Here is a 22,644-nt window from a genome sequence, read left to right on the forward strand (position 1 = left end):
GCATGGATAACATTTAGTGGAATCAGAATATTTCACCAAAGAATAATGTGTGATGTAGCTTAGTTTTTTCTCTGTTATACAAATGACTATTCTCAATTCATTTGCAAGAGCTTCCATAGGCCTATAATCCTGTGAGTTTGTCTTGAGACTGATGTGAATTCTATCCTGATGAAGAAAATGCTGCTGTTGAGTCACTGCACAGATAAATAGAATAAATAAAATCACTCAACTGAATAAAGTCATCATGTTAAACTATTGCTCATGTCTTTTAGACCCTATGCGATTATGTTTAAACAAGAAATCTCTGACCTCAATTTAAAACAACTGAAAGCAGGCGAAAAACGCTGGATTGGCACAATGCTCGGTTCATCTGCAGCCTTATTGTTTAAGGAGATCGCAGAGAAATCGGATCAGCTTTTTGTATTAGTTGCAAAAAATAATCAGCACTTGGGACAGTTGGAAAGTGAATTAGAATTTTATGGGGTAAAACCAACAATATTTCCAGACTGGGAGATATTGCCATATGATCGTTTATCTCCGCACCAAGATATTGTCTCTGAAAGACTGTCGATACTTTCCAATATGCCACAAAAAGGTATTTTATTGGTCTCTGCAACCACCTTGGCACAACGTGTTGCCCCTACATCATGGGTATTGGGTGAGCATTTTGATATCCGCGTTGGTCAGAAATTTGCATTAGAACAACAAAAATTAAAACTGGTTCAGGCGGGTTATCATCTGGTTGATACCGTTTATGACCATGGTGAGTTTGCGGTACGTGGTAGCATCATGGACATTTATGCTTCTGGGCAAAATGCACCTATTCGTATTGATTTATTTGATGATGAAATAGACAGTTTAAAATTCTTTGACCCTGAAACCCAAAGAACAACAACAAAGTTAGAGCGTTTTACCGTACTTCCTGCAAAAGAATTTCCGTTAAAAGAAGCGCGTTCAACATTTCGTGATCGTTATGCAGAAAGTTTTCCAACTGCAAATCCCAAGAAAAACCCAATTTATCAAGATGTGTTAGAAGGCATTGCTTCTCCAGGATTAGATTTCTACTTCCCATTATTCTTTTCACAGCAAGCCATGCAAACACAAAGTTGTTTGGTATCGTACTTACCAAGTAATGCGATTGTCATTACAGATAAGCACATTGACGAAGGATTGTTGAGTTTTTGGACAGATGTGATGCGTCGTTACGAGGACCGACGCCATAATGCTGATCAACCGCTATTACCACCTGAAGAAATTTTTATACAACCGAATCAACTGTTTGAGTATTTAAATCAATTTTCAAGAATTATTGCCTCAACAGAAGCCATTGAATTAAAAGCAGGCTGTATCAATTTGTCGGTTGAATTACCACCACGATTGCCTGTAGACCCTAAACAAGACCAACCATTTAAAGCAGTGAAGCAGTATGTGGATGAGGCCAATCATCCTGTATTACTAGTGGCTGAAAGTGCTGGACGCCGTGAAACTTTAAAAGATGCTTTACGTGCAAGTTTAGGTGAAATTCCAGTTGTTGAAAGTTTTGCTGTATTTCAACAATCTAATTTCTCTGTGGCGATTACCAATGCGCCTTTGGATCGTGGATTGGTCATCAGCAATGATCTATCGGTTATTTCTGAAAACCAACTGTATGAACATAGAGTTGTACAGCGCCGTAGAAAACGTCAACAAGAGGTTTCAGAAGAGTTTCTGATCCGAAGTTTGACGGAACTCAATATTGGTGCGCCAGTGGTGCATATTGATCATGGTGTTGGGCGTTATGCAGGTTTAGTCACCTTAAATATTGATGAACAAGACTATGAGTTTCTGCAATTAAACTATGCAGATGATGCAAAAGTGTATGTTCCTGTGACCAATTTACATTTGATTAGTCGTTTTAGTGGAGGTGATCCTGATTTAGCGCCTTTACATAAATTGGGTACAGATGCATGGAATAAAGCAAAACGTAAAGCACTTGAACAGATTCATGATGTGGCAGCTGAATTGCTACATATCCAAGCACGTCGTCAGTCTAAACCTGGGATTAGCTTTGAGCTGGATCAAAGTGCATATATGCAATTTTCCAGTGGTTTTGCTTATGAGGAAACACTGGATCAGGCCAATGCCATTGAAGCGACCTTATATGATATGCAACAAGCCAAACCAATGGATCGATTGGTTTGTGGTGATGTTGGCTTTGGTAAAACGGAAGTGGCGATGCGCGCGGCATTTGTTGCTGTTCAAAATAATAGGCAAGTGGCTGTTTTAGTACCTACCACCTTATTGGCGCAACAGCATTTTGAATCATTTAAAGATCGCTTTGCCGATTGGCCAATTCGTATAGAGGTACTTTCGCGTTTTGGAACCAATAAAAGTCATACCAAAACCATTGATGATTTAATCGATGGTAAAGTCGATATTGTCATCGGCACACATAAAATTCTTCAGGAAAATGTGCAGTTTAAAAACTTAGGTTTAATGATTGTCGATGAAGAACATCGTTTTGGGGTACGTGATAAAGAGCGTATCAAAGCCATGCGTGCAGATGTTGATATGTTAACCTTAACTGCAACACCAATTCCTCGTACCTTGAATATGGCTTTTGGCGGAATGCGCGATCTTTCAATTATTGCTACACCGCCTGCACGTCGTTTAGCCGTCAAAACTTTTGTCAATGAACAAACCAATGAAACTATGAAAGAGGCAATTCTGCGAGAGTTGTTACGTGGTGGTCAGGTTTATATCTTGCACAATGAAGTAGATACCATAGAACGTGCTGCGGAAAATATTCGTCAACTTGTACCTGAAGCGCGTGTCGCGGTTGCGCATGGTCAAATGCGTGAACGTGAACTTGAGCAAATCATGCAACAGTTCTATCACAAAGAATTTAACGTGCTGGTCTGTTCAACAATTATTGAAACGGGGATTGATGTTCCCAATGCTAATACGATTATTATTGAACGTGCAGACAAACTCGGCCTAGCACAATTACATCAATTACGTGGTCGTGTTGGACGTTCCCATCATCAAGCCTATGCATATTTGATGGTGCCATCGATTAAAGGCCTTAAAGGTGATGCCGAAAAACGTTTAGATGCGATTCAAAGAGCTTCAAATCTTGGCGCTGGTTTTATGCTGGCTACGGAAGACTTAGAGATCCGTGGGGCTGGTGAATTACTGGGTGAACAACAAAGCGGTTCAATGAATGCAATTGGTTATAGCCTATATATGGAAATGTTGGCCAAAGCGACCAAAGCAATTCAACAGGGCAAGACCCCTAATTTTGATACACCACTTTCACTTACTTCTGAAATTACCCTGCATATGCCTGCTTTGATCCCAGATGAATATTTGGGAGATGTACATCAGCGTCTTATGTTCTATAAACGTATTAGTAATATCGATACTCAGGATAAACTTGACAACATCCGTATGGAGTTGATTGATCGCTTTGGTGTACCGCCATTACCAGTAAAACAACTGTTTAGTGTTCATCAAATTCGGGTTAAGGCTGAAGCCTTAGAAATCACCAAAATTGATATTGGGGCCAATGGCGGGGTGATCGAATTTTCACCTGATACACCTGTGCAAGCGATCAGTATTATTCAACTTATGCAGAAGCATCCAACTTGGTTCCGTATGGAAGGTGGGCAACGTTTAAAAGTGATGGTGATGCTTGAAGAAAATGACAAGCGAATTCAGTTTATTCAGGATTTGTTAAACAATTTACTGACAGAATTAAAGCGTTAATTTATCAGGATTTTGAGCTTAAAAAATGCTCAATCTGAGATTAAAAGTGCTTATGAATTTTTTCAGGTAAATCACTTGAAAAAATTCTGTGATTCTTTAAAGTGTAATTGTGATCAGGTTCAAAACAAACTGTGTTTATTTGTACCAAAACACAAGATAACCAATATTCACACGAAAACCGATGTGTTAGTATTAGCCATCCTTTTAATTTTGCGTCATTTATAAAGATATGTTTAGTTTGCATCCACAACTTGCTCAAGATACTTTTTTTGTAGGCGATTTTCCGCTTTCAACATGTCGTTTAATGAATGATATGCAATTCCCGTGGCTGATTCTTATTCCACGTGTTCCTGGTATCACTGAGTTATATGAACTAAGTCAAGCTGACCAAGAGCAGTTTTTACGTGAATCAAGCTGGTTGTCTAGTCAGCTTTCTCGTGTTTTTCGTGCAGATAAAATGAATGTCGCTGCACTTGGAAATATGGTTCCGCAATTACATTTTCATCATGTAGTTCGTTATCAGAATGATGTAGCTTGGCCTAAACCTGTATTTGGCCTGCAAGCAGTTCCTTATAGCAATGAAGTATTAGCTCACATGCGTCAAACTCTGATGTTGGCGTTACGTGGTCAAGGTGAGATGCCATTCGATTGGCGTATGGATTAAGTGTAAACAGCACAAGGGAAGTGTTTAATAAAATGACATTCGAGGTAAAATATTTTGCCATTTGAACGTATGTTAGATAAAGAGCCAAAGCAATTTGAGATATTCCAGCGATTTATGGGGTATTTGATTATTGCTTTGGTGGTCATGGTTTATTATTTCACCTCCCCAATTGCAAATTATCAATTTTATGTTCCTTTTTTTATAGGCTTTATTTTTATTGTTAGCCCTAAGCTATCGCGCTGGCTAGAATATTCATATGGCTCTAAAATTCGGAAAAACATCTATTTCTTAATTGATGTCATCGTAGTTTCTACCGCATTGGCTGCTGTACATCTAAGCCTCGTGGTTACTTTTGTGTTGTTATTTGCACTGATCTATACAGCGATTAACAACAAAATTTCATTTATGATGGGCTCTCTGGCAATTTTAGTTGCCTTTGTTGTATTTTATACCAATATTATTTTTATCTTTGGTTTTTATGATTATTTTCAGCAAACCAGCCCAGAGCTATCAGTCCTGTCTTTTATTAGCATCATTTTGTTTGTAAACATCGGAAATTATTATCAAAATCGCCGTATCAAAAGTGTAGAAACCAAGAAAAACACCTATTTCAATGAAATGAATCGCTATATTGAGTTATCAAATCAACTCAGTCGTTATGCGCCATTACAGCTTTGGCAAGCGATCATGCGTGGTGATACAGAAGCCAAGATTGAATATAAACGTAAAAAAATGACGGTTTTCTTTTCTGATATTCAAGGGTTTACAGAATTATCAGAAACATTGATTCCAGATGATTTGGCCTTTGTATTAAATGACTATTTAAGTCATATGACTGAAATTGCCAAACAATATGGTGCAACCATTGATAAGTTTATGGGTGATGCAATCCTGATTTTCTTTGGTGATCCTGACTCACAAGGTGTGGAGCAGGATGCGAAAAACTGTATTGATATGTCCATTGCAATGCGCCAGCAGATGAAATTTCTCCGTGAACGTTGGGTGAAAATGGGCTATGCACCTTTACATATTCGTATGGGGGTAAGTACCGGTTATTGTCACGTTGGGAACTATGGTGCTGTGCATCGTATGGCGTATACCATTGTGGGGCGTGATGCCAATTTAGCAGCGCGTTTGCAATATGCTGCGGATATCGATGAAATTTTGGTTTCAGATGAAACCTATAAGCTGATTAAAAATGATTATCTCTGTGCACCAAAAACTCCGATTGAGCTGAAAGGGATTCAAGGTAAGGTACGCACTTGGCAAGTGATGGAAAAATATTCAGCGACCAAGAATGAAAATCAACAATGGTTTGATTATGAGTATAAAGGTTTCCACTTGGTGCTGAATTTAGAAGAAGTGCAAAACTTTGAATATCCAGAGCTGGTTGAAGTATTAGAAAAAATGGTAGAACGGATTAAGGTTCAGCAAAAACTTACTAACTCTCAAGGCGTTGCAAAGCTTAATATTGAAGATGAAGTCAACTCAAATTATTTGTAAAATCCTTAAATATTAAATTAAATACCTAAGCCATCAAAAATTATCAAGACATTAAAAAACCACTCATAAAGAGTGGTTTTTTGCCTACATGAAAAGCAATTTAGTGGTTTTCAGAAGCGTGGTTAATTGTATACTTTGGAATTTCAACTTCCATATCTTCGTCTGTGATTTTAACTTGGCAAGATAGACGCGAATCGGGTTCTAAGCCCCAAGCACGATCAAGTAAGTCTGCTTCAACATCATCCATCTCTTCGAGCTCATCAAAGCCTTTACGTACAATCACATGGCAAGTGGTACATGCTTTAGACATGTCACAGGCATGTTCGATTTTAATACCATTATCGAGCAAGCTTTGGCACAGATTGGCGTTTGGTTCAACTTCAAACTCAGCACCATTTGGACAAATTGTTGCATGAGGTAGTACTTTAATACGTGGCATAGTCGTTACCTTAAATTAGTTTGAGTTAGACCAATCATCAAGTTTGGTGCCTTTGAGTGCATGATCAATGTGTTGATTCATACGTTCTGCAGCAAAGGCATCGCTATAAGTTTTTAACTGTTCAACAGCATGCTCAATCGATTTGATATCGTTTGTTTCAAGCTGGGCTTTTAAAGCTTCAGCGGCATGGGTGAGTGCAGTCAGTTGTTCAGTGCTGAGCAGATTGGAGTCAACCTTTAATGCTTGTGTTAAGGCTTCAAGTTCACGCTGTGCTTCAACTTTAGTTTCATTGAGATGACGAAGATTTTTATCTTCTTCAGCGAATTTATAACCTTCTAAAAGCAAACGTTCAGTATCGGTTTCAGACAATCCATAAGAGGGTTTAATGTCGATTTGCGCATTGACCCCTGATGTGGTTTCTTTGGCTGAAACAGTAAGCAGGCCATCTGCATCGACCTGAAAAGTGACTTCAATACGTGCCTGACCTGCGGTCATTGGTGGGATACCATGTAATACAAAACGACCTAAGCTGCGGCAATGCTCAACTAAGTCGCGTTCGCCTTGCAAGACATGGATCAACATGGCAGTTTGACCATCTTGATAGGTGGTGAACTCTTGACGGCGTGCAACAGGAATGGCTGTATTGCGTGAAATTAAACGTTCAACCAAACCGCCCATAGTTTCTAGACCAAGGGACAGCGGGGTAACATCTAACAGTAATGAACCATCTTTAGAATTTCCAATGAGCTGATTCGCAGTGATCGCAGCGCCAATCGCCACAACTTCATCAGGATTGATGGTACAAAGTGGTTCTTGCTTAAATACTTCACGCACGACTTTTTGTACAGCATAAGAGCGGGTTGAGCCACCAACAAGAACTACATTTTGAATATCATCGAGTTCAAGTTTTGCATCACGCATGACACGTTTACATACATTGATCGTCTTATCTAATGCCACTTGAATGATTTCTTCAAATGTCGTGCGATCTAGCGTGAGGTGGTGTGTTAGAACTTTAATATCAACGGAGGTTGCATCACTGAGTGCTTCTTTGGCTTTACGCGCAGAAACAATAAAGTGCGCATATTCTGCATCATCTAAAATTTCAATATTGAGTTGTTTTTTTGCCCATTTCACAATAAGGCGATCTAGGTCATCGCCACCTAGTGCGGTATGACCGCCTGTGGCTAAAACTTCAAATACACCTTGAGAAAAACGCAAAATAGACACATCAAATGTACCGCCACCTAAATCATAAATGACATAGTTACGGTCTGTTGTTAGGTTGCTCTCTTGATCCAAACCATATGCAACAGCTGCAGCGGTAGGTTCATTGAGTAAGCGTAATATATTTAAACCCGCGAGTTCAGCTGCATCACGTGTAGCTTGGCGTTGCGCTTCATCAAAGTAGGCTGGAACCGTAATCACAGCGCCATTCACCGGATTGCTTAAACTTTGTTCAGCGCGATCTTTCAGTTGTTTTAAAATTTCTGCGGAGATTTCTACGGGTGTTTTACGACCTTGCGCTGTTTCAAATGCTGGCATTTCATTATCAGCACCCGCAAGCGTGTAAGGGTGTTGAAATTTAACATCTGCTTTAGAACGGCCCATAAAGCGCTTAACAGAAACAATGGTATTTTTAGGGTCAGCAGTAATAAACGGTTTTGCTGCATCGCCATATTCGGTTGAATTTTTAGAATAATGTACAATAGAAGGAAGTAACACGCGACCTTGCTCATCGTTCAGTACTTTGGCTTTGCCTGATAATACCGTAGCAACAAGAGAATGGGTTGTCCCTAAGTCGATACCAATCGCAATACGGTGTTCATGTGGCGCACTTGATTGTCCTGGTTCAGCAATTTGCAAGAGTGCCATTTGTCACATCCTTAAAATAAAAACTAAAAACAAATTCGGGTAAAACATATAATGAAAGTTAAAATTTAGAAATCATCATCTAAACTAAAATCTTCATCATCTAAAAGCTGATCTTCGGCTTTATCAATATCATTCATGACTTTTTGGAAGAATCGTAACTTGCGCACAGTGTCGCGTGCTTCAGCCCAATCTTCATCCTCAAAATCAATTTTGAATTCACGAACTAAGCCATCAATCCATTGTTGGACTTCTTTTTTTAAAGAATGCAATTGTTCAGTATTGGTTGCTTCATCAAGCTGCTCACGAATTTCTAAAGCAGATTGTAAGAACTCAAAATCACTAATTGATTGATCTAAGTGATGATCTTGCTTTTTGAGTGAAAGTAGATAAGCAGCACGACTGTCTACATTGGATAAAGCTTTATATGCCTGATTAATTTCACTTGATTTAATCAAAGCTTTGTCTTTATCTTCAGCTTTATCAGGATGATATTGCTGTTGTAGTTTTAGGAAATTAGCTTTTAATGTCGCTAAATCAATATCGAGTGCTTCCGGGAGATCGAACAACTCAAAATGACTCATGGGAGATACTCATCCACGATGTTTTACAGGAAAACGGTGTAATTAAATGTGATTAAAACAGTGCAAGACACTGTTTTAACATGAGAAAAAGCAGGGCAGATTATACAGTGAAAGATTCACCACAGCCACATTCACCTTTTTTATTTGGGTTATTAAACTCGAAGCCTTCATTGAGACCATTTTTAACATAGTCCATTTCCATACCATCGAGATAAACCAAACTTTTTGGATCTACAAAAACTTTTACACCAAACTGCTCGAACATTTGATCATGAGTGTCGATATCATCAACAAACTCAAGTACATAAGCTAAGCCAGAACAGCCTGAAGTTTTCACACCAAGACGAATACCTTCACCCTTACCGCGATTCTTTAAGTAATTGCTGATATGAGTTGCAGCATTTTCAGTTAGATTGATCATGAAAACTCCGTTAAAAAATCATCTGCTAAATTTGACGAACAGATATTAGGCTTTAGTTTTCTTGCTACGGTAATCTTCAACAGCAGCTTTAATTGCATCTTCTGCAAGTACAGAACAGTGTACTTTTACAGGAGGAAGTGCAAGTTCAGTTGCGATGTCGATATTCTTAATCGCCTGTGCTTCGTCAAGCGTTTTACCTTTTAACCATTCGGTTACGAGTGAACTAGACGCAATTGCAGAGCCACAGCCATAAGTCTTAAAGCGAGCTTCTTCAATTACACCACTGTCATTCACTTGGATTTGTAAACGCATTACATCGCCACATGCAGGTGCACCCACCATACCTGTACCAACATTTTCTGCATTTTTATCCAACACACCAACATTACGAGGATTTTCGTAATGATCTATTACTTTTTCGCTATAAGCCATGTTGCTTCTCCAAACCTCGGGGTCAGCGTTGATAATATGTATTTCTACAATCTAATTTGGTGGCATTTTACTGATTTTCAATAAAATGCCGCGTTTTGATTTCAAGGAACTTAGTGTTCAGCCCATTCAACTGAATTTAAGTCGATCCCTTCTTTGTACATATCCCAAAGCGGAGAAAGCTCACGCAATTTCTCAACAGCAGCTTTAGTAATCTTAATTACATGATCAATGTCTTCTTCAGTCGTATAGTGACCAAAGCTAAAACGAATTGAACTATGTGCTAACTCGTCAGAAAGACCGAGGGCACGAAGTACGTAAGAAGGTTCAAGTGTTGCAGATGTACATGCTGAACCAGAAGATACAGCAGCATCTTTTAACGCCATCATCAATGATTCACCTTCTACAAAGTTGAAGCTAACATTTAAGTAGTTTGCAACATTGTATACAGGGTGGCCATTTAAGAAGACTTGTTCTAAATCTTGTAAACCGTTCCAGAGTTTGTCACGGAGTACACGTAAACGAGTTTGTTCAGCCTGTAAAGATTTGCCAGCAAGTTCAAATGCTTCACCCATACCGACGATTTGATGAGTTGCAAGTGTACCTGAGCGCATACCACGTTCATGACCACCGCCATGAATTTGTGCTTTGATACGAACACGTGGGCTACGGCGTACAAATAAAGCACCAATGCCTTTAGGTCCATAAACCTTATGACCTGAGAAGCTCATCAAATCAACTTTCATGGTAGAAAGATCGATTTCCACTTTACCCGCAGCTTGTGCAGCATCTACATGGAAATAGGTTTTATTAGCACGTGTTAACTCACCAATTGCAGCAACATCTGTCACAGTACCAATTTCATTGTTCACCATCATCAATGAAACAAGTAACGTATCTGGACGAAGTTCAGCTTGAACCATTTCTGGGGTAATTAAACCAGTTTTAGGTTCAGGTTCAAGATAGGTAATCTCAAAACCTTCTTCTTCTAATTCACGACAAGTATCTAAAATTGCTTTATGTTCAATTTTACTTGTGATGATGTGTTTGCGTTTAGAACCGTAAAACTGAGCAACACCTTTAAGGGCAAGGTTATCAGATTCAGTAGCACCAGAAGTCCAGACAATTTCGCGTGGATCGGCTTTTACTAAATTTGCGACTTGTTCACGTGCATATTCAACTTTTTCTTCAGCTTGCCATCCATAAGCATGTGAGCGAGAAGCAGCATTACCGAATGTACCATCAAAGGTTAAACACTCCATCATGCGTTCTGCTACTTGAGGATCAACAGGCGTAGTTGCTGCATAGTCAAGATAAATCGGACGTTTCATGTCAAATACCTGTAACCGATAAAAGGGCTGAATCAAGAGGTGCTGAATTTTGGCGAACCGCAACGGTTTGTACGTTGTCACGAGCTACTAAATCCGCAAGGGTGATTTTAGCTAAATAATCGGCAATATGGAGAGAGAGTTCTTGCCATAAATCGTGAGTTAAACACATTGCACCATTTTGGCAGTTGCCTTTGTGGTCACAACGAGTCGCATCAACGGTTTCATTTACAGCTTCAATAATTTCTAAGACAGTAATTTCTTCAGCATGGCGCGCTAAGTGATAACCGCCATTTGCTCCACGAACACTTGAAACTAAGCCATGACGTTTAAGTTTAGCGAACAATTGTTCAAGATAAGCGACAGATATCGTTTGGCGGGTTGCAATTTCTGCAAGCGTAATCGTTTGTTCAGGTGGCTGCAATGCTAAGTCAAGTAGTGCAGTCACTGCATAGCGACCGCGAGTAGTTAGGCGCATGATTCGATACACATGTTTTAGACTAGATGTATGAATTTTATGAATCCTGACTAAAATAGTCAAGTATTTTTAAGTTTAATTCTGACTAATTTAGTCAGAATTTATTATTTGAACAAAAATTACTGGAAAATTTCAATTTTTGTTCAAGTTTTATGAAAATATTTGCCAAAGATTATACACGACTAATGCCATAAATAGGAAGCCCAATACGCCTAAAGCCGTATATAAACGTTGTTGGTTGAGCTGCAAGCGTTTAACACGATTTTGATATTGTTTCACTTCAACTTGGAGTGTGTTGATCTTAGAGCGTTGCTGATCAATCTTTTCAAGCAAAGGGGCAATGCGTTTTTTTGATGCTTTTGTCTGGCTGTCATCATCTGGATTGGTTAACCATTGCTTCCAGTCTGAAAGCAATTTAGGTGCAGTTAAGTGTACAACCAGATCACGGAACTGTTCCTTGAGCAGGTTATCGCCTTCCAGACGCATTTTTTTCATGCTACGACGATTAGCAAAGACAAAAATTTGGATGAAATCGATGAGTGTGCTACTCACAGAAAGGTCAATGGCTTTTTCTGGAGGCTGTAAATCAAAAAGAATACCACGATCTGTAAATTGAACATAAAAGTCAAAATAAGGAATATAACTATTCATTTTAATTGTAATCTGCTGTCCGACGAATTTTTTTGCCTGTAAGCGAACAACACGATCATGTTTTAATACGAAAGAATAAATGGTTTCCAATATAATCATGACAATGTTTAGCAACAAACGAGAATGACCTTGCTTTTGTTGCGATTCATTCATAAAAAATTCCTATAGCAAAACAGAGAGTCCGATCTCTAAATAAATTTGAAACAATCTCATCCATGACTTGAAACACAATATTTCAACAATGATATAAAAATTATCTTAATAACCATTGTCGAATTGCCAAGTGTTCCTTAACATTAAAACAATTACTTTGCTTTGTAGAACAGTTTAGCAAAAGGTTCAATAGTTTTATTTGATAATATAGCAATATTTTCTACATAATTTGGTCATATAGGTCATTACACGCTGGAGTTTGGGGTAAATGGAGCAAGATATGAAAAAGAGCAACAAAGAACAAACGGATCTTTATGAAGATCAAAATGAGTTTGATGAATCTCAAATAAAGCCTAGAAATCATAAAAAGTCAGCATTAGATTTCAGAAAATATACAAAACAAATCTGGTTGGCAGGGTTGGGAGCGTTCTCCAGAGCCGAAGAAGAAGGCAATAAACTCTTTGATTCTTTAGTCAAGGTGGGTGAGGAGCTTGAATCCAAGACAGTTGAAGTCACAGATCAGACAGTCAATAAAGTCACTGAAAAAACCAAAGAGTCAGTTGCAGAAACCAAAGACAAGGTTGAAAAACTTTTAGATCAGCGTGTAAATCATTCATTAAACAGAATTGGTTTAGTGACTGCTAAAGATCTTCAGCATTTGGAAAACTTGATCCTGCAACTCCACAATAAGGTCGATGCATTGGCTGAAGAGAACCAAAACTTACGCGACCAATTGCTAAAAAAAATGAAATAATTACCATTAATCCAAAAAAATCGTAAATTTTAGTCGTAATTTTTGTGAAAAGCGTGTTTGGAGTCTTGCGTTTCCCCCCAAAGCATTGCTATAAAGTCGTCATGGCCTTTGATCTACAGCCTTGGAACTTAAACAAACGATATAAGAGGACGTAATCTTCATGAATAAATCAGAATTAATCGATGCGATTGCAGAAAAAGGGGGATTGTCAAAGTCCGATGCTGGTAAAGCATTAGATGCGACTATTGCTTCAATTGGTGAAGCGCTTAAAAAAGGCGACACAGTGACTTTAGTCGGCTTTGGCACATTCAGTGTTAAAGACCGTGCTGCTCGTACTGGTCGTAACCCTAAAACTGGTGAAGAGCTTCAGATTAAAGCAAGCAAAGTACCTAGCTTTAAAGCTGGTAAAGGCTTAAAAGACTCAGTAGCTTAATCTGAGCTTGTTAAAAGCGCGCCTTTGTGGCGCGTTTTTTATGAAATATATTAAATTATCAGTGATTGCTCGTTCATTCATTTCACAATTTCAGTTAGAATCCTTACGAAATATAATATTGGAATACTCATGGAATCGTTTCGCACTCTCATAAGGGGCTGGTTTGGTAAAGTTCTCCTTGTGTTATTTTTAGCGCCATTTGCTGTGGTTGGTATTGAAGGCTATTTCAGCGGTGGGCAAAAAGCAGACGTAGCTAAAACTGTTAATGGTCAAGATATTTCTAAAAAAGAGTTAGAAACGGTTACAAAAGGCTATACAGATCAATTATTGGCAAATCCTGCTATACATGGGGATGAGTCTTTATTGAACAAAGAATTTATTGCAAATAAAGCACTTGATTACCTGATTAGCCAAAGTCTTTTAAGACAACAAGCTGATAAGTTAGGTGTGACTTTGAGCGATGCTCAAATTGAACAGAAAATTGCACAAATTCCAGCATTTCAGGAAAATGGTAAATTTTCAAATACACTATATGCAAATTATTTACGTTCACAGGGTTTAACTAGCCAAGCATTTATCCAAAATATTCGCCAAGATTTTGCCTTAAGCATTTTGAGCTCTACAATTTCGGATAATGCACTGATCAGTAAATTGGATATCCAGCAAATTGCCAACTTGCAATCTGAACAACGTGAATTATTCTTATCAAGCGTTAAACTTGATGACTATAAAGCCAATGTTAAAGTGACCAATCAGGAAATTGCGGATTATTACAACAAGCATCAAAATAAGTTTAAACAAGTTGCTTCAGTGGATGTGGACTATGTCGTGCTCAGCCCAGCGACATTGACACAGCCAAATGCGGCAGTGACTGATGCTGAATTACAACAAGCTTATACTCAGTTTGTCGAGAAATATAAGCAAAGTTTGAAGCGAGATGTTAAACATATTCTGATCACGACTGATTCTCGTACGCCTGAGCAAGCTGCTACACTTGCAAATGAAGTGTATGCAAAAATTCAGGCAGGTACATCATTTGCTCAAGCTGCTGCGCAATATTCAGAAGACCCTGATTCTAAAGCGAAAGGTGGTGCACTTGCTGCCTATGCGCCAGGTGCCTTTGGTGATGATTTTGATAAAGCTGTCAACTCAACCAGCAATGGTCAAGTGTCTAAGCCTGTTAAAACTCAATTCGGTTATCATTTGATTGAAGTGAATACACCAGTAGATTCAGTACCATCGTTTGAGTCAAAAAAAGCTGAATTGACTGCTGAAGTTTTAAAGAATAAATCTGCTAACTATTTCTCTGACACTGTAAATAGTTTAAATGAGCAAGTGGTCAACAGTGATGCATTGGATGTGGTTTCACAAGCAGTGAAGACTGTTCAAGTTCAATCTGCAAATAATGTGAATTTAACGACAACCAATCCAGTTCTTGCTGATCCTGCTGTTAAATCTAAACTGTTTAATGATGATGTGAAAAGCGGAAATACGACGGCATCAAGTAATATCCAAACTGCCAATGGTGATGTTGTCTGGGTTAAAGTTCGTAAGTATCATCCAGCCGGTGTACAGCCTTTAGCGCAAGCAACTGCGCGTGTAAAAGCACAATTGATTGAACAAAAAGCGTTTGATGCTGCGCATGCAAAATTAAATGCCATGATTGCGGATTTCAAAAAATTGCCAGCGCAAGAGGTTACTGCGAAATATCAGTCTAACTTTGTCCATGCAGGAACATTTACTCGTTCAAAAGGCCTTAAGCGTGAGATTGAGCGTGTTGCCTTTAGTCAGCCAGTACCTAAAGCAGGCATGTGGTCTGTCAGCACTGCGAAACTGCCAAATGAGTTAGTTGTTGTGGCTGTAGCGAATGTGAAAAAAGTAGATACTGCTCAGATGGATCCTGCTGAAGTTCAGCAACTTACGCAAATGTATCAGAAGTTCCGTGGTGAACAATTATTAGATGATTATTCGCGTTATTTAAAAGCACAAGCAAAAATTAAATAATTGATCTTCTCTGATAAAAAAAGCGCCTCGGCGCTTTTTTTATGTGAAATGGAAAATAGCGTGAGTACAGGAGCTATATCACTAAGATGTGATTAGCGGATGTCTCTAATCTTTTTTAGATCTGATTGCGATATTGGCTTGGGCTAAGTTCAAATTGTTTCTTAAACGCCTGGCTAAATGCAGTTTCAGATGAATATCCCACTTGGTGTGCAATCTGCTGAATAGGCAGTTGTCCCTGTTTGATTAGCTGGCTGGCAAGACGTAAGCGATGTTGTTGCAAGTAGGCTAAAGGTGTTTCCCCAATAATTTGATTAAATAAACTGGCAAATTTAGAACGCGACATACAACAGGTTTCAGCTAAGCTTTCTACGGTCCAGCTCTGTTCTGGACGGCTGTGGATAGCAGCAAGGGCATTTGAAAGTTCAGGGTGCACGAGGGCATTTAACCAGTTATTGTGATCTTGCATTTGCTCAATATAGTCACGTACACACTCGATCATCAAAATACTGACGACGTGATCCATAATTTTATTTTTACCCGCCATGGTTCTACGCGTTTCAGCAGAAACAAAATATAATCCAATTTTAAGCCATTCAGGTGCTTCATCACTCAAGGCATTTTGTATATGCAAATATGGTGGCAGTGCATTGATCAATGGACGAGCCATGATTGCATTCATATGGCATCGTACAGAAAGGATAAGGGTCTTTTCTGAGCTTCCTTGACCAAATTCGATTGCGTCTTGTCTTAATCCATCAAATAGTGATTCTATATTGAGGCTTTCAACTAACTGCGTGTCTAAATGATTTTTTACCGTGTGTGCTAATCCTGCTGGGATTAAAAACATATCGCCGGTTTGTAGTGCAACAGTCATTTTGGGTGAAAATTCTAAATAAGCATTTCCATACAGAACTATATGTGCGATCACGGCATCTTGTTTTGGGCTCTGAAATGACCAATCACCTTGAGCTTGAAGGTAAATATATTCTGAATGGTTGAGATGAATATCATCAAAAATTTTACTTAAAGCATCCATAGATTCAGTTCAAATTTCCTGTTCTCAAATAATAAAAATGTTTCATGCTATTAAAACATGTGCGCAAAGGACAAACTCTATGTTGAAGATGCCAAAGACTTTTTCATAGGTTTTATGGACGCTTACAACTGTCTTTAAGTTGAATTTTACATAAATATATAACTAAGTAGAAAGATAGGGAAGATATAGCCATGAATGCACCAGTTCAACTGACAGAGCAGCAATTGCAACAATTAAAACCAAAGTCAGGTTTGGCACTTGATAAAAAGCGTTATCTTTGGATGATTAGTCCATCACTTCCAGTGATTGGGTTAGGAATTTTAGCGGGATATCATGTTGCACCTAAGCCACTGAAAAAAGTTTTTGCATTGGGTGGGCCACTGGTACTGCATGTGATTATTCCAGCCATAGATTCATTGATTGGTAAGGATAAAAACAATCCGACCAGTGAAGATGTAAAATTACTTGAGCAAGATCCATATTATTCACGTTTGGTTAAATCCTTTATTCCGATTCAATATGTCGCCAATGTATATGCTTGTTATTTGGTGGGACGTAAACAAACATCTCTTTTAGATAAGATTTTGCTAGGTGTCTCAATGGGTGCAATTAATGGTATTGCCATTAACACAGCACATGAGTTAAGCCATAAGCATGACCGTATGGACCATATTTTATCGCATTTGGCATTGGTTCCATCAGGTTATAACCATTTCCGTATCGAACATCCTTATGGACACCATAAACGCGCTGCAACGCCTGAAGATCCAGCCTCATCGCAAATGGGTGAAACGCTCTATGAGTTTTTACCACGTACCGTCATTGGTTCATTTAAATCAGCGATTGAAATTGAAACTAACCGTCTTAAACGTAAGGGCCTTGGATTCTGGTCTAAAGATAATGAGTTATTGCAAGGTTGGACAATGACCGCAGCATTCCATTCATCCATGGTCGGGTTATTTGGTAAAGGTATTTTGCCTTATTTGGCAACCCAGTCAGCTTATAGTATTACGTTGTTTGAGATCATCAATTATATTGAGCATTATGGTTTGTTGCGCCAGAAAGATGAAAATGGCAAATATGAACGCACAATGCCTGAGCATAGTTGGAACAATAACAACATCGTAACGAATTTATTCTTATATCAGTTACAACGTCATTCAGACCATCATGCCTTTCCGACACGCCCATTCCAAGCATTACGTCACTTCGATGAAGCACCTGAATTGCCAAGCGGTTATGCAAGTATGCTGTTGCCAGCGATGATCCCGTCGTGGTGGTTTAAAATTATGGATAAGCGGGTATTTGATCATTACAAGGGTGATTTAAATAAGGCCAGTATTTATCCAAAACGCCGAGCAAGCATTTTTAAAAAGTTTGGTGTCGTGGACAAGTTGTTGAATAAGTAAAATTTAATTTTAAGATAAAAGCCCAGAATTGGGCTTTTATTGTTTTTGAGCATTAAAAATATCCCAGCATTTTTTAATGTTGACTAACGCTACTTTTGGTTGTGAGCCATCCTTATTAAAGCATAGGCACTTGTCGCTTAATTTTAATGAATGTAAAAAAAATCCCTGAAATACTATCTTTCTTTTTCTGTTTATTTCATAGTATTCATTAATGGTATTTTAAATTTACAAATGTAATTTGGAACTTCGTATGAAATGGGAAGAAATAGGCAATCAACCGTGTTCAATTGCGCGTACATTATCTGTATTGGGTGATCGATGGACCATGCTTATTTTACGTAATGCTTTTATGGGCTTACGTCGTTTTGATGATTTTCAAGAAAATTTAGGTGTGACAAGACATGTATTGTCTGAACGGCTAAAACGTTTGGTTGAGCATGAAATACTGGTTAAAGTGGCTTATGTCGATCGACAAGAGCGTTATGAATATCGCTTAACTGAAAAGGGCTTAGATCTATACCCTATTTTATTAACCATGGTGGCATGGGCGGATAAATGGATGGATGAGGGGCTGGGTGCACCTATGGTGTATCAACATACCGTCTGTGGGCATGAGTTTACTCCGGTATTGGTATGTTCAGAATGTCAGCAGGCGGTGAATGCGAGACAAGTGAAGCCAATCGTTACCTCAGCGTTTTTTCAATACTTAGCACAGAAAAAATTAGCTTGATTTAATTACTCGCTCGGTGTGTATAAAAAATATATAGAACGCAGATTTATAATGTTAATATTTTTATTTAAAAATCAGTAATTTTTCTGTGAATAAGGATTTGCATAAACACGATGACAAGATACGATCAAAGTAGTATTTTTTGATATGGATTATAAATTTAATTAAAATTCATATGCTTATGTTGTGGGTGTTTGAGATCAATAAGCTGACTACAAAAATAAACGCAATTACATCCAAAGTTCTTTTATATTTCTTAAAGTAAGCTTAAAAATTTTTATTTGTATATTTAGAAGAATATTATGAGTTACACAAAAAAGATGGAACAACTTGTTGCTTCAATTCAGCAACAAAACAGGATGTTAAAACTAAGTTTTCCTGATAATAATGTGCCTTTCGCAAATCAAATGGTTGCCAACCATATTGTTGCGACAGAAAATTTTAATCAAGATTTTGAGTTCAAAATAGAAATTCTTGCGGATAGTTTAGACATCCCACTCAAAGAAATGATCGGAAAAATGGCAACTGTGGAAATGAAGCGTTTCGATGGTTCTTCACGTTTTTTTAATGGCTATATCTTTAGCTTTAAATTTTTAAAGAATGACGGCGCATATGTCAGATATGAAATGGTGCTTAAACCGTGGTTAGCATTTTTAAAGTATCGTCAAGATTGTCAGATATTCCAAGAAAAAACATTAAAGGATAGAAGTTCTAAGCTTTTTGAAAAATGTATCAATCACGATGTTGCTTGGAATATTCGTGGTGAAGATCCTGAAACAACTTTTTCTGTTCAGTTTAATGAAAGTGATTACAACTATTTGCAACGCCAATGGGAAGCGGCTGGGTGGATTTATTGGTATGAACACCGTAAAGATAGTCATACGTTGCATATTATTGATCAATCCACAATTACAAACTCGATTCAAAATCAGAACCAAGAACTCATTTGGAGAGGTAATGAAGCACATAATACTGGTGTGGGCGTTATTTCAATTGCTGATCAATCACAAATGAGTTTTAGCAAATATACAGCGAGCAGCTTTGATTTTAAATCACCTGATCCTTTACAGGCTGAATTTAGTTCGTCTCATGCACCAGACCAACTTACGGATTTAGAAAACTATACGTACTCAGGCGCATATGGGTTTAAAGACTTTGATCAAGGTAAAAACGATTTGGTGTCAAGAAGCCAAGCTGATTTTGCGTTGAATAATCAAAAGTTTATGGTTGCCAATGATGCTTATGCTGAGATTGGTCATTGGTTTAAGCTATCTCGGACCGGAGGTGAAGAAAAAGAATATTTGGTGACAGGTATTCAGCACAGCGCAGGAAATAATTATTTATTCGAAACAGATCGTGAAACTGCGCAATATCGCTGTGAAATGACATGTATTCAACGAGATGTTCCTTGGAAGCCTATACTTTACTTAAATAGTCAAATGACTCGAATTTATGGATTACAAACAGCGATTGTGGTAGGACCATTAGGTGAAGAAATTTATACCGACAAGTATGGTCGTGTTAAAGTCCAATTCCATTGGGATCGTTTAGGCAAAAAGAATGAAGAATCATCTGCTTGGGTGCGTGTAGCTACGGCTTGGGCGGGCAGTAATTTTGGTATGGTTTCTATTCCTCGGATAGGACAAGAGGTTATTGTGCAATTCTTAGAGGGTAACCCTGACCGACCGATTATTACGGGAAGTGTTTATAACGAAGATAATTTACCACCTTGGGATCTTCCGAATAATGCAACACAGTCAGGTATTCTTTCACGTTCGTCCACAGGTGCGACGATCGATAATGCCAATGCGATTCGCTTTGAAGATAAAAAAGGTGCTGAGGAAGTCTGGATTCACGCAGAAAAAGACCAACGAATTGAGGTTGAAAATAACGAATCTCACTCTGTCGGTGTGGATCGCTCCAAAACTGTCGGTAGCAATGAAACAGTTAGCATTGGCGCTGATCGTACAGAAACGGTTGGAAATAATGAAACGATTAGTATTGGTGTAAATCGTACGGAAACCGTTGGAAGCAATGAGACTATTAATATTGGAGCAAATCGTACCGAAACCGTAACAGGTAACGAAACCATCACCATCCAGCAAAACCGTACCAAAACTGTTGTTGCAAATGAAAATGCCAGTATTTCACAAAATCAGTCAGTTTCAGTGACTCAGAATCAATCGACTTCAGTAGGACAAAATCAAACAGTCAATGTGGGTTTAAATAAAGTTGAAAGTATTGCTGTTGCTAAAGCTTTAAATGTAGGTGCTGCTTATGCTGTGACAGTTGGCGCAGGGCACGCTTTAACTGTTGCTGGTGCGATGAATACAGCTGTTGGCTTAGCACAATTTGAACAAGTGGGTTTGGCAAAAAATGTCAGTGTAGGAAATAGTTATAATATTGATGTTGCAGATAAATTTGAATTGCAGGTGGGCTCAGCAAGTTTAGTATTGAAGTCTGATGGAACGATCACAATTTCAGGGGTTAAGATTTTAATTGAAGGTGAAACTTTGGTACAAATTAATGGTAATGATGTTGATATTAATTGATCTACATAGTTTCAAATATTTGATTTGATAAATCAGAAAGTGGGTATTTTAAATATTTATATTTTTATATTGAGAATTTAAAGTGGAATTAGAAAATCAAACACCATTTCCTGCATTACTTTATAGTGCAGCAGATCCAAATAAAGAAGAACATCAAATTGTGGTCATGAAAGTGAGTTACAAGATTGTTCGAAATGGCAATGATCAGTGGAGTTTGGAGTTAATCACAGATGGTTCTATACCATTATGTCTTGCTGATGAGTTTTGGGGGGAAGTTGGACACAGTAGTGTAAAAGTCGAGAGTGATTTAGCCCCTTATAAACCTTTTTGTGATGTTATTTTAAATGGCAATGCATATACGCCTGAAGCGAAGGAAATGACTGCAATTGCAGTGCGCTTAAAAATCAGCTACCCAGAACCTCTGTCGGAAATTGACAAACCTCAAGAACCTATACCATTAAATCCTTTAATGTCTTTGACTGAATCACAAAAAAGACAATGGCAAAAAGATCAGGAAATTTATCAACACGCGTTAAAGCAACAACAACATCGGAAATATATTACTCAACTTGAAAAAACCTTAAGTGTGTTGGGTGAAAGTGAGTTTAAACAAAACACTTTGATGCCTGGATGGAAACGAACATCAATAAAACCGTTTACACAACTGCCTATACGTTGGGATTATGCTTTTGGAGGGCATCATCATTTAAATAAAAGCAGTGATGGCACAGGTATCACTTTATATAATGAGATGTGTTTTACCAATCCACTTGGGCGAGGTTGGGTTGAAGATGGTTATTTCGATGCGTGTGAAAAGGTAAATTCTTATCGTAAAAAAGATGAAAAAATCGAAAACTTTAAAACAATTGCAGCTCCACGTATTGAATATCACATGCAACGTCAGCCGAAGCCTGCATTTGTTAAGCATCCTAAAAAGACCACACTTACTGCAAAGATCATGGACAAGGTGAGTGAACAATATCCTTATCAACCTGCAGGTTTTGGATTTCTGGGACGACCATGGTCTCCTCGAATTGCTCTAGCAGGCACTTATGATGAAAAATGGTTAGAAGAGCAACATCCTTACCCACCCCAGGATACAGACTATGCGTATTGGAATGGTGCACCTAAAGATCAGCAAATTGAATTTTTTTACCCCAATGCCCGTTTAGAACTTTGGAATTTAACCAAACCAGAAGATTCAAATAAAGGTTATTTAAAAGTTGATTTTTTAGGGCACCGTCCCTTTATTGTGATGTTTTTTGAAAGTGGTGGAGTAGTTCCGTTTCCAATGATCACTGAAACGGTATTCATTGATACAGACAATATGACCATCAGTTTAACCCATAAAGCATGGATTCGTTCAGATACAGCCCCAATCACCAAAGTTGAAGCACGTTTTAGTGACCAAGCTGAAGGTGTGTTATTTGAAATGGCATCTTAAAAATAATAGAAAA

The 22,644-nt window shown here is 38.2% G+C and carries 19 protein-coding genes; 10 read left to right on the top strand and 9 right to left on the bottom strand.

The features are described 5' to 3' along the window. Window positions 1-285: 285 nt before the first annotated feature. The 3 genes from mfd (at window position 286) to M2R48_RS10035 (ending at window position 5,914) form a co-directional block, all read left to right on the top strand. Entirely contained in the window at window positions 286-3,747 is a 3,462-nt protein-coding gene (gene mfd, locus M2R48_RS10025; RefSeq protein WP_262087476.1) for a transcription-repair coupling factor, read from the top strand. Between the two features lie 229 nt (window positions 3,748-3,976). Then, complete coding sequence (locus M2R48_RS10030; protein WP_004720642.1) at window positions 3,977-4,411, top strand: HIT domain-containing protein; 435 nt, start codon at window positions 3,977-3,979, stop codon at window positions 4,409-4,411. Window positions 4,412-4,465: 54 nt separating this feature from the next. Beyond that, window positions 4,466-5,914, top strand: a complete 1,449-nt coding sequence (locus tag M2R48_RS10035) for an adenylate/guanylate cyclase domain-containing protein (protein ID WP_004720640.1) — start codon at window positions 4,466-4,468, stop codon at window positions 5,912-5,914. A 100-nt stretch (window positions 5,915-6,014) separates the two neighbouring features. Here M2R48_RS10035 and fdx read toward each other — a convergent pair whose 3' ends face one another. The 8 genes from fdx to M2R48_RS10075 form a co-directional block, all read right to left on the bottom strand. Beyond that, a complete protein-coding gene (fdx, locus tag M2R48_RS10040) occupies window positions 6,015-6,353 on the bottom strand; it encodes an ISC system 2Fe-2S type ferredoxin (RefSeq protein ID WP_004821379.1) in 339 nt (112 codons plus the stop codon). Between the two features lie 15 nt (window positions 6,354-6,368). Further along, entirely contained in the window at window positions 6,369-8,228 is a 1,860-nt protein-coding gene (gene hscA / locus M2R48_RS10045) for a Fe-S protein assembly chaperone HscA (protein ID WP_262086002.1), read from the bottom strand. Window positions 8,229-8,293: 65 nt separating this feature from the next. Further along, window positions 8,294-8,809: a Fe-S protein assembly co-chaperone HscB gene (gene hscB, locus M2R48_RS10050; protein ID WP_004720634.1), complete on the bottom strand. Its 516-nt coding sequence runs from the start codon at window positions 8,807-8,809 to the stop codon at window positions 8,294-8,296. 100 nt (window positions 8,810-8,909) lie between these two features. Then, on the bottom strand, window positions 8,910-9,230 hold the full coding sequence (iscA, locus tag M2R48_RS10055; RefSeq protein WP_034610390.1) for an iron-sulfur cluster assembly protein IscA: 321 nt from the start codon (window positions 9,228-9,230) through the stop codon (window positions 8,910-8,912). Between the two features lie 45 nt (window positions 9,231-9,275). After that, window positions 9,276-9,662 carry a Fe-S cluster assembly scaffold IscU gene (gene iscU, locus M2R48_RS10060; protein WP_004720629.1) on the bottom strand — a complete coding sequence of 129 codons (387 nt, stop codon included), beginning with the start codon at window positions 9,660-9,662 and terminating at the stop codon, window positions 9,276-9,278. 110 nt (window positions 9,663-9,772) lie between these two features. After that, a complete protein-coding gene (locus tag M2R48_RS10065; protein ID WP_004720627.1) occupies window positions 9,773-10,990 on the bottom strand; it encodes an IscS subfamily cysteine desulfurase in 1,218 nt (405 codons plus the stop codon). 1 nt (window position 10,991) lies between these two features. Then, complete coding sequence (locus tag M2R48_RS10070) at window positions 10,992-11,465, bottom strand: Rrf2 family transcriptional regulator (RefSeq protein WP_004720625.1); 474 nt, start codon at window positions 11,463-11,465, stop codon at window positions 10,992-10,994. A 150-nt stretch (window positions 11,466-11,615) separates the two neighbouring features. Next, a complete protein-coding gene (locus M2R48_RS10075; protein WP_004720623.1) occupies window positions 11,616-12,269 on the bottom strand; it encodes a hypothetical protein in 654 nt (217 codons plus the stop codon). Window positions 12,270-12,537: 268 nt separating this feature from the next. Between M2R48_RS10075 and M2R48_RS10080 the strand changes: the two genes are divergently transcribed. From M2R48_RS10080 to M2R48_RS10090, 3 genes are all read left to right on the top strand, one after another. Continuing rightward, the gene (locus M2R48_RS10080; protein ID WP_004821389.1) at window positions 12,538-13,023 is read left to right on the top strand and encodes a phasin family protein; all 486 of its coding nucleotides are present in this window, start codon (window positions 12,538-12,540) and stop codon (window positions 13,021-13,023) included. Window positions 13,024-13,183: 160 nt separating this feature from the next. Beyond that, entirely contained in the window at window positions 13,184-13,456 is a 273-nt protein-coding gene (locus M2R48_RS10085) for an HU family DNA-binding protein (RefSeq protein ID WP_004720620.1), read from the top strand. 129 nt (window positions 13,457-13,585) lie between these two features. After that, a complete protein-coding gene (locus M2R48_RS10090) occupies window positions 13,586-15,460 on the top strand; it encodes a SurA N-terminal domain-containing protein (RefSeq protein WP_262086003.1) in 1,875 nt (624 codons plus the stop codon). Window positions 15,461-15,575: 115 nt separating this feature from the next. Here M2R48_RS10090 and M2R48_RS10095 read toward each other — a convergent pair whose 3' ends face one another. Beyond that, window positions 15,576-16,496, bottom strand: a complete 921-nt coding sequence (locus tag M2R48_RS10095; RefSeq protein WP_004720615.1) for an AraC family transcriptional regulator — start codon at window positions 16,494-16,496, stop codon at window positions 15,576-15,578. A gap of 191 nt (window positions 16,497-16,687) precedes the next feature. On the opposite strand from M2R48_RS10095, the gene M2R48_RS10100 reads away from it, so the two are divergent. The 4 genes from M2R48_RS10100 to M2R48_RS10115 all read left to right on the top strand — a co-directional run bounded on the left by M2R48_RS10100 (window position 16,688) and on the right by M2R48_RS10115 (window position 22,631). Further along, window positions 16,688-17,905: an alkane 1-monooxygenase gene (locus M2R48_RS10100; RefSeq protein WP_096734064.1), complete on the top strand. Its 1,218-nt coding sequence runs from the start codon at window positions 16,688-16,690 to the stop codon at window positions 17,903-17,905. Window positions 17,906-18,155: 250 nt separating this feature from the next. Then, window positions 18,156-18,635: a winged helix-turn-helix transcriptional regulator gene (locus M2R48_RS10105; protein ID WP_262086004.1), complete on the top strand. Its 480-nt coding sequence runs from the start codon at window positions 18,156-18,158 to the stop codon at window positions 18,633-18,635. Window positions 18,636-18,937: 302 nt separating this feature from the next. Beyond that, a complete protein-coding gene (locus tag M2R48_RS10110; RefSeq protein WP_262086005.1) occupies window positions 18,938-21,187 on the top strand; it encodes a type VI secretion system Vgr family protein in 2,250 nt (749 codons plus the stop codon). Window positions 21,188-21,269: 82 nt separating this feature from the next. Next, on the top strand, window positions 21,270-22,631 hold the full coding sequence (locus M2R48_RS10115) for a DUF2169 domain-containing protein (RefSeq protein ID WP_262086006.1): 1,362 nt from the start codon (window positions 21,270-21,272) through the stop codon (window positions 22,629-22,631). Window positions 22,632-22,644: the final 13 nt, after the last annotated feature.

The sequence above is a fragment of the Acinetobacter sp. I-MWF genome, from assembly GCF_025433935.1.
Lineage (GTDB): Bacteria > Pseudomonadota > Gammaproteobacteria > Pseudomonadales > Moraxellaceae > Acinetobacter > Acinetobacter guillouiae.